This is a genomic window from Baekduia sp. Peel2402, assembly GCF_052567285.1.
Genome location: NZ_CP199582.1, coordinates 3,319,672 through 3,330,419 on the forward strand (window position 1 = coordinate 3,319,672; position 10,748 = coordinate 3,330,419).

A 10,748-nucleotide genomic window follows, 5' to 3' on the forward strand; every position below is an offset into this window, starting at 1 on the left:
CGATACGCTCCGCACGTACGTGGACAAGTTGCAGCTAGGCATCGGATGGCTACGTGCCGAATGGGCCGTGCGGCGGGCAGGCGGGCGTGCAGGCCGTCGGCCGATCGTCTTCGGGAAACGGCCGCGGATCGCTGTGGATGGTGATCTGGAGATTGGTGACTCGGTCGTGATGCGCGACGGCCCGACGTTGGACGTGAAGCATGGAGGCCGCCTTAGCATCGGTGACCGTGCGTTTCTGAACGGTGGCAGCCGCATTCTTGCCACGACGAACGTCCGGCTCGGCGTGGGCTGCAAGATCGCTCCCGACGCCATCATCCGCGACACCGATACCCATGAGATCGCGTACGGCGAGCCGCCTCGCGCAGCGCCGATCACGCTGGGCCGCAACGTGTGGGTCGGCCAGCGAGCGATTGTCCTTCCGGGTGTCACGATCGGCGACAATGCGGTGATCGCGGCTGCTGCTGTCGTCACCGGCGACATACCGGCGAATGTCATCGCGGCGGGCGTGCCGGCGCGCGTGGTCCGTTCGCTCCCTACGCCTCCGGAGGGCTGGATCCGTGCCTAAGGCCGATCAGCTCGTCGCTCGTCTGCGCGGACGGCGGCGGTTGACGTTTCTGTACAACCCGTGGCGACGCAGTCATCCGCGCCAACGACGCTTGGTCCGCTTGGCGTTGCTGCCCTTTACGAAGATCGGGTTGTGGTGCGGTTTCCGAAATGTCGACTACTCATATGTTCACGGGCAGTTGGACCGCGTTCATGTGGGCGAGGGATGCTCGCTCATGGATGCGACGTTTAACGTGGTGTCGGGTGAGGTGTGGATCGGAGACCACACGCTCTTCTCCCACGGCTGTTACGTCTTGACCGGTCAGCATCGTTTCTTCAACGGAGTGCGTGCCAGTCTTCAGCCCGACGCGCCTTATCCTGAAGTCCCCCGAGAGGGCCGCGACATTCGCATCGGCTCCGGATGCTTTATCGGTGCTGGCGCGATGATCCTGGGCGGCGTCACGATCGGGGACAACGTCATCGTTGGTAGCGGGGCGGTCGTTGCCAAGAACGTTCCGTCCGGTCAGTTCGTCGCGGGTGTTCCCGCCAGGGTGATCGGTCCGAGCTGAGCGTAGATCGCCGCTGGTCCTAGCCCAGTGCGGTGAGGAACGCGCGATAGGTCGCCGCCGCCGCCTCAACGGTGAATTGATCAGGATTGGCGCCGCCTGTGGCGCTACGAGCCCGAAAGCAGGCAGCGCTGTCGAGTTCGTCGAGGTTCGCGACGACGGTCATCCCCGCGCGTGAGTCCGGGCTGAAGCCCGCGGCCCCGAGAGGCGTCGTGATGACCCCGCGGCCGGCCAGCATCGCCTCGGCGATCTTGCACTTGATGCCCGTGCCGCTGAAGACTGGAATGGTTGCCACGTCGATCTCGCGCCAGAAGTCGTTCGGCGTGGCCACGGGGCCGAGAACGATCGCGGACGTGTCCTGCAACGCTTCGACGCGATCGGACTCCCACCCACCAAGGACGATCTCCACCGCATCGTCGTGAGCGACCGGGGCGCGGAGCAACGCGGTGGCGCTGTCAACGGTCGCTTGGTGAGCGAAGTTGCCCAAGAATCCAATGCGGAGCTTCCCACCGGCTGTCCGCGCGGGCGCGGGGTTCGCCGCCATCCCCGTCGGGCACCATGTCGTCGGAGGGGCCAGGTGCGCCAGTCGTTGGTGGTCGTCCCAGCCTGCGACCACCAGACCTCGCGCCCGGCTCAGCGCGCGTTCCTCTTTGCGTCGCACATGCAGGGCGTAGCTCGCGCGAACCGGGGCGAGGTGGGCCGGTCCCTGTCGGGCGTCGATCTCGTGCCCACGCCAGACGAGGTCGTAGACATCGACGACCGCGGGACGCGCGTCGATGGCCGGAGCGAGGTAGCTGGTGTGCAAGATGATGGTGTCGTTGGGCTGAGAGAACTCGTCCCAAGCCGCGCTCAAGGCGGCGACAGCATGTCGGCCTGATTCGTAGAGCGTGTGCGGAAACACGCGCCGCTTCAAACCGCCGTCGACAGCAGGTTCCGTTCCCTCACCTCGCGGTGGGTCGGCGGTCCAGCGTCCCGCCTGCGCGTCGAACCACACGACTGTCGTTTCGCCCAGCGGTTCGGTTGCCGCGACGGCGGTCTTGAGGCGAAGCGTGCCGCCCTGGTCGCGGTCCGGGCGAAACGGATAAAAATGGACGAAGCGCAGACGGACAAGGGTAGCTCTCGCTCCTCGTGTTGCCCATCGGACCAGGATCCGGGAAACCGGTACGCGCAGGTTCATGATCCGGTGCCACGGGTACCATCGCGCGCGGGTCAATGGTGATCGTCACGTGCATCGTGGTGGGCTGGGGTCTGGCCGCCCTCGAGATCTGTGGGCTGTGCGCGATGGCCGCGCGCGGTGACGCAGGTAAGCGCTAGCGCCCGTCGGGGGACGGACGACGGACCGCGGCGTCAGGCCGCGGCGTTCGTCGCCACGCCCGCGCCCGCCGCGCCCAGCCCGGCGAGCACGCAGTCACAAAGCGCGTGCCAGCCGGCGCAGATCTCGTCGACCGAGAGTCCGCGCACGTCGCGCTGGTAGAGGAACGGCTCGGCGCCGAGGGGTGCCAAGAGCGCGTCCACCATGTAGGGGTTGGCCCCGTTCTCGCCGCAGGACTCGCGCAGCAGCAGCGAGACGTGGGTCTGGTAGAAGGCGTAGACCGGGTGGGTGTAGCGCTTGCTGGAGCCCAGCAGCTCGCCGGCCTTGATGTAGACCGCGTTGCCGTCGAGGAAGCGCAACAGGTGCTCGCCGAAGGCGTGCAGGCGCTCGGCGGCCGGTGCGCCCGGACCCAGCGGCGGCAGGCCGCGGATCAAGTTGTCCTGGAACTCCTGCTCGGGCTCGCTGATGAGCGCGCGCAGCAGCGCGGCTCGGTCGCCGAAGCGGCGATAGAGCGTGCCCTTGCCGACGCCGGCCGCGTGGGCGACGTCGTCCATCGACATGCAGTCGATGCCCTTCTCCTCGATCAGCTGCGCGGTCGCGCACAGGATCCGCTCGCGGTTGCGGCGGGCGTCCGCGCGCTCGCGCTCGGCCGACGGCGCAGCGCCGTCGGGGGCGGACATCGGAAGCTCGAATTGGGGGACCACATGGAGCACGTTAAACCGCCTGGGAGTCCCTGGCTCCCACCCGTGCGGCCAGAACGCCCACCAGCTCGTCGAGCGCGTCGCGCAGATCGGGGTCGGCCAGGTGGCCGTCGTCGCCGAACGCCCCGGACGCCTGGCCCACGGGAAGCTCCCCGTCGAGCACGTCAGCGCCGATGATGCCCAGCACCTTGCGGGTCTCCGCCTGCGCCCACACGGCGCCGAACAGACCCGTCGAAGCGCCGACCACCGCGGTCGGCTTGCCCCGCATCGCGTTGTCGGGGAACGGGCGCGAAGCCCAGTCGAGCGCGTTCTTCAGCGCGCCCGGGATCGACCCGTTGAACTCCGGGGTCGAGATCAGGACGCCGTCGGCCTCGGCGATGGCGCGGCGCAGCTGCGCCACGGTCTCGGGCTCGGTCTCGGGCGTGTCCAGATCGGCGTCATAGGCGGGCAGGTCCCGGAGGCCGTCGTAGACCTCCAGCTCGGCCCCGGACGGCAGCGACTTCGCTGCCGCCCGGAGCAGGGCCGTGTTGTGGGACCCGCTTCGCAGGCTTCCGGAGAAGCCGAGGATGCGGATCGCAGCAGGCATGGGGCCTTACGCCGCCTTCACGAACTGCAGGGAGACGGAGATCTCGACGTCGTAGGCGAGGGCGTCGTTGCCGTTCGGCAGCTGGTTCTGCCAGTTGATGCCGAACTCGCGACGGTCGATCGTCGTGGCGATCTCGAACAGGACGCGCTCGTTGCCGTAGGCGTCGGTGGCGGTGGAGACGTCGCCCTTGGCGACGACCGACTTGGTCACGCCACGGATCGTCAGGTCGCCGGAGACCTCGCCCGTGCCGTCCTCGGCGACGGCGATGTCGGTCGACTTGAAGGTGATCGTCGGGGCGTTCTCGGCGTCGAAGAAGTCGGCGGTGAGGAGGTGGCCCTTGAAGTTGGGCTCGTCCACGGCGATCGAGGAGACGTCGGCGGAGCCGGTCAGGACGCCGTCGGCAAGAGCCGCGTCGTACTTCTCGAACGAGGAGCGGTACTTCGCGAGGCCGTTGTACTTGACGGCGAAGCCGATCGTGGAGTGGACGGTGTCGAGGCCGTAGGTGCCGGCCGGAACGGAGGTGGTGGTGCTCATGGCTGTGCTTGACTCCTGAGAATGAGAGGTGGACCGCAGTCCGCTTGTTGAGATCACTATAGCGGACCGCGGTCCGTTTCGTCAATCGGGTCGTCTGCGGTCAAGGACGTGCCGTTTTCGGCCGATGGAGGGGACGTGGCCAGTTCCCTGATGGCGCCGCTGTTCGCGGCCGCCAACGACATGTCGTTCTCCGAGAAGCTTCAGCAGTTCGGCACGGACTGGCAGGGCTTTGCGTCCCTGCTGTTCATCGTGCTGTTCGGCGTGGTCATGTGGCGCATGCTCAAGACCATGCCCAAGACCAAGCCTCAGGAGCTCAAGCCCGACGCCAACGTCGAGGTCGCCTGGTCGGACATCGCGGGCGTGGACGAAGCCAAGAAGGAGCTTCAGGAGGTCGTCGACTTCCTGAAGGACCCCAAGCGCTTCCAGCGCCTGGGCGCGCGCGTGCCCGCCGGCGTCCTGCTGCACGGGCCGCCCGGCACCGGCAAGACGCTGCTGGCCAAGGCCGTGGCCAACGAGTCCGGCGCGACGTTCTACGCGCAGTCGGCGTCCTCGTTCGTCGAGATGTTCGCGGGCCTCGGCGCGGCGCGCATCCGGCGCCTGTTCCGCGAGGCGTCCAAGAACGAGCCGGCGATCATCTTCATCGACGAGCTGGACGCGGTTGGCGCCACGCGCGGCTCGGACAACAACTCCGAGCGCGAGCAGACCCTCAACCAGCTGCTGGTCGAGATGGACGGCTTCTCGTCCTCGGGCCGGATCGTCGTGATGGCGGCGTCCAACCTGCTGGAGAAGCTCGACCCGGCGCTGCTGCGCCCCGGTCGCTTCGACCGCCAGGTCTACGTCTCGCCGCCCGACGTCGAGGGCCGCAAGCGGATCCTCGGAGTCCACACCGCCAACAAGCCGCTGCGCCCGGACGTCGACCTACATCTGGTCGCCCAGCAGACCAGCGGCCTGTCGGGCGCCGAGCTGGCCAACCTCTGCAACGAGGCCGCGATCTTCTGCGCGCGCCGCGCCGGCCAGGCGGTCGGGCGCGAGGACTTCGACGCCGCCCTGGAGCGCGTCGTGGCCGGCGTCCAGAGCAACACCACGCTCAACGAGCACGAGCGCCGCGTGGTGGCCTACCACGAGGCCGGCCACGCGCTGACGCGCGAGCTGCTCTCGTCGACCGAGCGCACCCACAAGATCTCGATCGTCCCGCGCGGCGGCGCGCTCGGGTTCGTGATGAACCTGCCCGACGAGGACTCCTACCTGAAGACGCGCGACGAGCTCGTCGACCAGATGACGGTGCTGCTGGGCGGTCGCGTGGCTGAAGCGATCGTCTTCGGCGCCGTGACGACCGGCGCGGCCAACGACCTGCACCGCGTCGCGGAGATCACCCACGCGATGGTCCACGAGTACGGCATGGGCACCGCGACCGCGTCCGTGCGCGCCGTGACCGACGCCGACGTCGTCTCCGACCTGACCCGCCGCATCCGCGACGAGGAGCAGCAGGAGCTGGCCTTCGAGGCGCAGAAGGCGGCCTACGACCTGATCACGCAGTACCGCGACAAGCTCGAGGAGATCGCCCAGGAGCTCCTGAAGAAGGAGACGCTGGAGCGCTCCGAGATCGACACGATCATGGCCGACACGCCGCCGCTGATGCGCCGCCGCCCGCCGTACGCGGTGCCGGACGTTCCGGCGCCGACGAGCGAGCCGGCCGAGACGCCGAAGGCGCCCGAGCGCCCGCGGATCGCCGCCGTCACGCCGCTGCCCCAGCCGGGCGGCTCGGACGACAACGCGGCGTAGCCGCCGCTTCGCATAAGGTCGCGCGCCATGTTCGCGCGCATCGACCATGTCGGCGTGGCCGTCGAGGACCTCGACGCCGCTATCGGCCTGTACGAGAACACCTACGGGATGGCGCTCGTCCACCGCGAGACGGTGACCGAGCAGGGCGTCGAGGCGGTCCTGCTGGACGTCGGCGAGAACCACGTCGAGCTGCTCGCGCCGCTCGGTCCCGACACGCCCGTGGGCAAGTTCCTGGCCAAGAAGGGGCCCGGGATCCACCACGTCGCCTACCAGGTGGAGGACATCGACTCCGTCTTGGAGTCCTTGAAGGCCGCGGGCCTGCGGCTGATCGACGAGACGCCGCGGATCGGCATCCGCGGGTCGCGCGTGGCGTTCCTGCACCCGGCGGCCAGCGGCGGGGTGCTGACCGAGATCGTGGAGCCGGCCGCGCACTGACGCCGAGTAGGATCGAGGCCATGGCTCAGCGCATCTCGATCGGCTTCCAGGCCAGCCCCCCGCTGGCGACCCGCGTCAGCGACGACGAGCTGAGCAAGCTCCAGGGCGCCCTTGGCGGCGAAGGCTGGCACGACGTCGAGGCCGAAGACGGCTCGATCCGCCTCAACCTCGCGCACGTGCTGTGGCTGCGGGTGGAGAAGGACGAGCAGCGCGTGGGGTTCGGGATCGGGGGCTAGCCTCCTCGGGGGACCCGGCCCGATGGGTGGGTCGACCCGGCCAAAAGGGTTGTTGTCGAACGGCACAAAACCCGTAACCTCTCGCGCGGTGGCGGCCCAACAAGGCTGCTGCGTCCCCGTCATCCCATGGTCTCCACCGTCTCGCTCATCGTGCGCTGCTTCAATGAGGAGGCGCACATCGGCCGGCTCCTCACCGGTGCGCAGCGGCAGACCCGGCCGCCGGACGAGGTCGTGGTTGTCGACTCCGGCTCGACCGATGCCACGCTGGCGATCGCGTCGGCGTTCGGCGCCAAGATCGTCCACGTCCGTCCGGGGACCTTCTCGTTCGGCGGCGCGCTGAACCGCGGCATCGAGGCCGCGACCGGGGACGTCTGCGTCTTCGCCAGCGCCCACGTCTACCCGGTGTACGACTCCTGGCTGGAGCACCTCGTCGCGCCGTTGGAGGAGGACGACGCGATCGCCTTGTCCTACGGGCGCCAGGTCATCCCCGCCCATGGGCAGTTCTCCGAGGGCCGGCTGCTGGAGCAGTGGTTCCCGCAGACCTCCAATCCGCGCCAGCGCGACCCGTTCTGCAACAACGCCAACGCGGCCATCCGGCGCGAGGTCTGGCGCGACCTGCCCTACGACGAGGACCTCACCGGCCTGGAGGATCTCCACTGGGCCAAGCGCGCGCTGGACCGCGGGTACGCATTGGCCTATCGCGCGGACGCGCCGATCGTGCACGTCCACGAAGAGGTCTTCAGCCAGATCGTCAATCGCTACCGGCGCGAGGCGATCGCGCACAAGGCGATCTACGACGACCAGGAGATGTCCGCCGCGCAAGCGGTCCGGCTCGCCGTCCAGAACGTCGTCCTCGACGCGCTCGCGGCGCGGCGCCAGGGCTGCCTGTGGGCTGAGGCGCGCGGGATCGTCCGCTTCCGCCTGGCGCAGTTCTACGGCGCCTACCGCGGCTTCCGCCAGCACGGCCCCGTCTCGCAGCTCCTGCGCTGGCGGTTCTACTACCCGCCGAAGTCGGCGGGAGGGCCGAGCCAGGAGGACCAGTCGGCGGTCGGCAACATCATCAACTACGACGAGCTGCCCGCCGAGGACCGCCGATGACGCAGCTGATCGACATCTCGATGCCGCTGCGGCCGGGGATGGTGGCCTGGCCCGGGAGCCCGGGCATCGAAGCGTCCTACTTCCAGGACATGGCCGCAGGCGACGTGAGCACCGCGACGCGGCTGTCGCTCGACGTCCACTGCGGCACGCACGTGGACGCTCCCATGCACCAGGTCGCGGGCGCCGCGCCGATGGCCGCGATGCGCCTGGAGGACCTGTGCGGACCTGCTGAGGTCGTGGAGGTCGGCGACGCCAAGCGGATCGACGCGGCCGACCTGCAGGACGTCGTCCCCGAGGGCACCACCCGCGTGCTCCTGAAGACCTCCAACTCGCGTGGGGGCGTGGTCGCGGACGGCTTCGACGAGGACTACGCGGCCCTGACCGCCGAAGGCGCGCAGTGGCTCGTGGACCACGGCGTGGTGCTCGTCGGGATCGACTACCTGTCGATCCAGCGTTTCGACGAGGACAACGCGACGCATGTCATCCTTCTCTCGGCGCCCATCATCATCCTCGAGGGCCTCACGCTCACCCACGTCGAACCGGGGAGCTACGAGCTGTTCTGCTTGCCGATCTCGGTTCCCGAGCTCGAGGCCGCACCGGCGCGCGCCGTCCTGAGATCCTTGGAGAATCCCTAGTTTGCATATCGCCGCGTTCGTCCCGATGCGCCACAGCAGTGAGCGCGTCAAGGGAAAGAACTACCGCCCCCTCGGCGGCCGGCCGTTGTTCCACCACATCGTGGAGACGCTGCTGGCCGTCGACGAGATCGACGAAGTGGTGATCGACACCGACAGCGAGGTCATCGCGACCGACGTCGCGGTCGCGTTCCCGACGGTCCGGGTGCTGGAGCGTCCCGAGCACCTGCGCGCCGGCGAGGTGCCGATGAACGACGTGCTGCTCAACTCGATCGCCCAGGTGCCGGCCGACCTGTACCTGCAGACCCACAGCACCAACCCGCTGTTGACGGTCGAGACCGTGCGCGACGGCATTCGAGAGCTGCTCGACGCCGGCGACGCGCACGACTCGCTCTTCACCGTGACCGCGTTGCACACCCGCCTTTGGACACCAGAGGGCGAGGCGATCAACCACGACCCCGCCGTCCTGCTGCGCACCCAGGACCTCCCGCCGATCATGGAGGAGAACTCCTGCATGTACCTGTTCGACGGCGAGACGCTCAAGCGCCGAGGCAATCGCATCGGTGAGCGTCCGATTCTGAAGCCGATCGCGGGCGCCGAGGCGTGGGACATCGACGACGAGCTGGACTGGACGGTCGTCGAGGCGCTGTACGCGGCGCGGGAGGTGGCCCGATGAGCGCCGCGCGCGTCCTGGTCACCTGCAAGCAGATGCAGAACGTCTTCGAGACGTTCCGCCCGCGCTTCGAGGCCGCCGACGTCGAGGCCGTGTTGCCGGAGATCGCGCGCCAGCAGCTGTCCGAGGACGAGCTGATCGCGCTGATCGGCGACTTCGACGGGATCATCGCCGGGGACGACCCGCTGAGCGCGCGCGTGCTCGAACACGCGCCGCGCCTGAAGACGATCGCCAAGTGGGGCGTGGGCACCGACGCCATCGACTTCGACGCGGCGGCGGCGCACGGCATCACCGTCACCAACACGCCGGGCGTCTTCGGCGAAGACGTCGCCGACGCGGCGCTCGGCTACCTGCTGTCGCTGACCCGCCACATCACCAAGATCCACATGGCGATCGTCGACGGCGACTGGCTGAAGATTGAAGGTACGCGCCTGGCGGGCAAGACCGCGGGCGTGCTGGGCTACGGGTCGATCGGCAAGGCCGTCGCGCGGCGCCTGGTCGCCTTCGGTTGCGACACGCTCGCCTACGACGCGGTGCCCGCCGCGTTGGAGGGGTCCTCCGGCCACGGGGTGGCCGGCGTCGGGCTCGACGAGCTGCTGTCGCGCTCCGAGGTGCTCGTGCTCTGCGCGCCGCTGACACCCGACACTCATCACATCATCGACGCGGCGACGCTCGCCCAGCTGCCCGACGGCGCGCTGTTCGTCAACGTCTCGCGCGGCCCGCTGGTGGACGAGCCCGCCCTCGTGGAGGCCCTGCGCAGCGGCAAGATCACGGCCGCCGCGCTCGACGTCTTTGAAGACGAGCCGCTGGCCGCCGACAACCCGCTGCGCTCCTTCGAGCAGTGCGTGTTCGGCTCGCACAACGGCTCGAACACGGCCGAGGGCGTCCTGCAGTGCAGCGCGCAGGCCGTCGAGAACCTCCTCCGCGAGCTGCGCCTCTCGTGAGCCGCGTCGCGATCGTCACGGGTGCTGCCGGGGGCGTGGGGTCCGCGACCTGCGACGTCCTCGAAGCCCAGGGCTGGACCGTCGTCCCCGTGGACCGGCGGCCCGTCGACCGCGATGGCGCCCAGCAGATCGACCTGGCCGACGCGCCCTACGTGATGGAGAAGCTCGGCCAGTACGAGCGGGTCGACCTGTTGGTCAACAACGCCGCGCTGCAGCTGTTCAAGCCGCTCGAGGACACCTCGCTCGCCGAGTGGGACGCCGTGCACCACGTCAACCTGCGTGGGGCGTTCGCCTGCCTGAAGGCGTGTCGCGACGGCCTGATCGCCACGGGCGGCTCGGTCGTCAACGTCGCCTCGGTCCACGCGCTGGCGACGTCGAAGTCGATCAGCACGTACGCGGCATCCAAGGGCGGCCTGGTCGCGTTCACCCGCGCGGCGTCGCTCGAGCTGGCTCCCCATGGCGTCCGGGTCAACGCTGTGGTTCCCGGTGCGGTCGACACGCCCGCGCTGCGCGAGGGATTCGCCCGCCGCGAGAACGCCGAGGCGGCGTTGGTCGCCTCGACCCCATTGCGGCGAATCGGTCGACCGGAGGAGATCGCGGAGGCGATCGCGTTCCTGGCCGACAACGACCGGGCCGGGTTCATCACCGGTCAGGCGCTGGTCATCGACGGGGGCGCCATGGCGGCGCTCAGCACGGAGTAGGAGCG

The 10,748-nt window shown here is 69.2% G+C and carries 14 protein-coding genes; 10 read left to right on the plus strand and 4 right to left on the minus strand.

Annotated features, from left to right (window positions below):
* Positions 1–19 precede the first annotated feature (19 nt).
* Positions 20–565 carry an acyltransferase gene (locus ACT01A_RS16290; RefSeq protein WP_445148140.1) on the plus strand — a complete coding sequence of 182 codons (546 nt, stop codon included), beginning with the start codon at positions 20–22 and terminating at the stop codon, positions 563–565.
* A 100-nt stretch (positions 566–665) separates the two neighbouring features.
* Positions 666–1,112, plus strand: a complete 447-nt coding sequence (locus tag ACT01A_RS16295) for an acyltransferase (protein WP_445148141.1) — start codon at positions 666–668, stop codon at positions 1,110–1,112.
* A 19-nt stretch (positions 1,113–1,131) separates the two neighbouring features.
* Here the strand turns inward: ACT01A_RS16295 and ACT01A_RS16300 are convergent, their stop codons facing one another.
* The 4 genes from ACT01A_RS16300 to ACT01A_RS16315 form a co-directional block, all read right to left on the minus strand.
* The gene (locus ACT01A_RS16300) at positions 1,132–2,286 is read right to left on the minus strand and encodes a glycosyltransferase (protein ID WP_445148142.1); all 1,155 of its coding nucleotides are present in this window, start codon (positions 2,284–2,286) and stop codon (positions 1,132–1,134) included.
* Positions 2,287–2,456: 170 nt separating this feature from the next.
* Positions 2,457–3,101 (minus strand): TetR/AcrR family transcriptional regulator, encoded by a 645-nt coding sequence (locus ACT01A_RS16305; protein WP_445148143.1) that lies wholly within the window; start codon positions 3,099–3,101, stop codon positions 2,457–2,459.
* 34 nt (positions 3,102–3,135) lie between these two features.
* Complete coding sequence (locus tag ACT01A_RS16310) at positions 3,136–3,708, minus strand: NADPH-dependent FMN reductase (protein WP_445148144.1); 573 nt, start codon at positions 3,706–3,708, stop codon at positions 3,136–3,138.
* A gap of 6 nt (positions 3,709–3,714) precedes the next feature.
* Positions 3,715–4,242 (minus strand): YceI family protein, encoded by a 528-nt coding sequence (locus tag ACT01A_RS16315; protein ID WP_445148145.1) that lies wholly within the window; start codon positions 4,240–4,242, stop codon positions 3,715–3,717.
* 135 nt (positions 4,243–4,377) lie between these two features.
* Here ACT01A_RS16315 and ACT01A_RS16320 point away from each other — a divergent pair, with 135 nt between their 5' ends.
* From ACT01A_RS16320 to ACT01A_RS16355, 8 genes are all read left to right on the plus strand, one after another.
* Positions 4,378–6,024, plus strand: a complete 1,647-nt coding sequence (locus ACT01A_RS16320) for an AAA family ATPase (RefSeq protein WP_445148146.1) — start codon at positions 4,378–4,380, stop codon at positions 6,022–6,024.
* Between the two features lie 27 nt (positions 6,025–6,051).
* The gene (gene mce / locus ACT01A_RS16325) at positions 6,052–6,459 is read left to right on the plus strand and encodes a methylmalonyl-CoA epimerase (protein ID WP_445148147.1); all 408 of its coding nucleotides are present in this window, start codon (positions 6,052–6,054) and stop codon (positions 6,457–6,459) included.
* A 20-nt stretch (positions 6,460–6,479) separates the two neighbouring features.
* The gene (locus tag ACT01A_RS16330) at positions 6,480–6,695 is read left to right on the plus strand and encodes a hypothetical protein (protein ID WP_445148148.1); all 216 of its coding nucleotides are present in this window, start codon (positions 6,480–6,482) and stop codon (positions 6,693–6,695) included.
* Between the two features lie 126 nt (positions 6,696–6,821).
* On the plus strand, positions 6,822–7,793 hold the full coding sequence (locus ACT01A_RS16335; RefSeq protein WP_445148149.1) for a glycosyltransferase family 2 protein: 972 nt from the start codon (positions 6,822–6,824) through the stop codon (positions 7,791–7,793).
* Positions 7,790–8,428 carry a cyclase family protein gene (locus ACT01A_RS16340; protein ID WP_445148150.1) on the plus strand — a complete coding sequence of 213 codons (639 nt, stop codon included), beginning with the start codon at positions 7,790–7,792 and terminating at the stop codon, positions 8,426–8,428. The genes ACT01A_RS16335 and ACT01A_RS16340 overlap by 4 nt, the downstream gene beginning before the upstream one ends.
* Complete coding sequence (locus tag ACT01A_RS16345; protein ID WP_445152839.1) at positions 8,421–9,101, plus strand: acylneuraminate cytidylyltransferase family protein; 681 nt, start codon at positions 8,421–8,423, stop codon at positions 9,099–9,101. The genes ACT01A_RS16340 and ACT01A_RS16345 overlap by 8 nt, the downstream gene beginning before the upstream one ends.
* Positions 9,098–10,042: a phosphoglycerate dehydrogenase gene (locus tag ACT01A_RS16350; RefSeq protein ID WP_445148151.1), complete on the plus strand. Its 945-nt coding sequence runs from the start codon at positions 9,098–9,100 to the stop codon at positions 10,040–10,042. The genes ACT01A_RS16345 and ACT01A_RS16350 overlap by 4 nt, the downstream gene beginning before the upstream one ends.
* Positions 10,039–10,743 (plus strand): SDR family NAD(P)-dependent oxidoreductase, encoded by a 705-nt coding sequence (locus tag ACT01A_RS16355; RefSeq protein WP_445148152.1) that lies wholly within the window; start codon positions 10,039–10,041, stop codon positions 10,741–10,743. Before ACT01A_RS16350 ends, ACT01A_RS16355 begins: the two co-directional genes overlap by 4 nt.
* Positions 10,744–10,748 lie beyond the last annotated feature (5 nt).

Bases quoted from the DNA above. Each gene is read 5' to 3' on its own strand.
- mce (WP_445148147.1), top strand. From the start codon at position 6,052: ATGTTCGCGCGCATCGACCATGTCGGCGTGGCCGTCGAGGACCTCGAC.
- ACT01A_RS16315 (WP_445148145.1), bottom strand. From the start codon at position 4,242: ATGAGCACCACCACCTCCGTTCCGGCCGGCACCTACGGCCTCGACACC.
- ACT01A_RS16300 (WP_445148142.1), bottom strand. From the start codon at position 2,286: ATGAACCTGCGCGTACCGGTTTCCCGGATCCTGGTCCGATGGGCAACA.
- ACT01A_RS16330 (WP_445148148.1), top strand. From the start codon at position 6,480: ATGGCTCAGCGCATCTCGATCGGCTTCCAGGCCAGCCCCCCGCTGGCG.
- ACT01A_RS16335 (WP_445148149.1), top strand. From the start codon at position 6,822: ATGGTCTCCACCGTCTCGCTCATCGTGCGCTGCTTCAATGAGGAGGCG.
- ACT01A_RS16310 (WP_445148144.1), bottom strand. From the start codon at position 3,708: ATGCCTGCTGCGATCCGCATCCTCGGCTTCTCCGGAAGCCTGCGAAGC.
- ACT01A_RS16350 (WP_445148151.1), top strand. From the start codon at position 9,098: ATGAGCGCCGCGCGCGTCCTGGTCACCTGCAAGCAGATGCAGAACGTC.
- ACT01A_RS16305 (WP_445148143.1), bottom strand. From the start codon at position 3,101: ATGTCCGCCCCCGACGGCGCTGCGCCGTCGGCCGAGCGCGAGCGCGCG.
- ACT01A_RS16340 (WP_445148150.1), top strand. From the start codon at position 7,790: ATGACGCAGCTGATCGACATCTCGATGCCGCTGCGGCCGGGGATGGTG.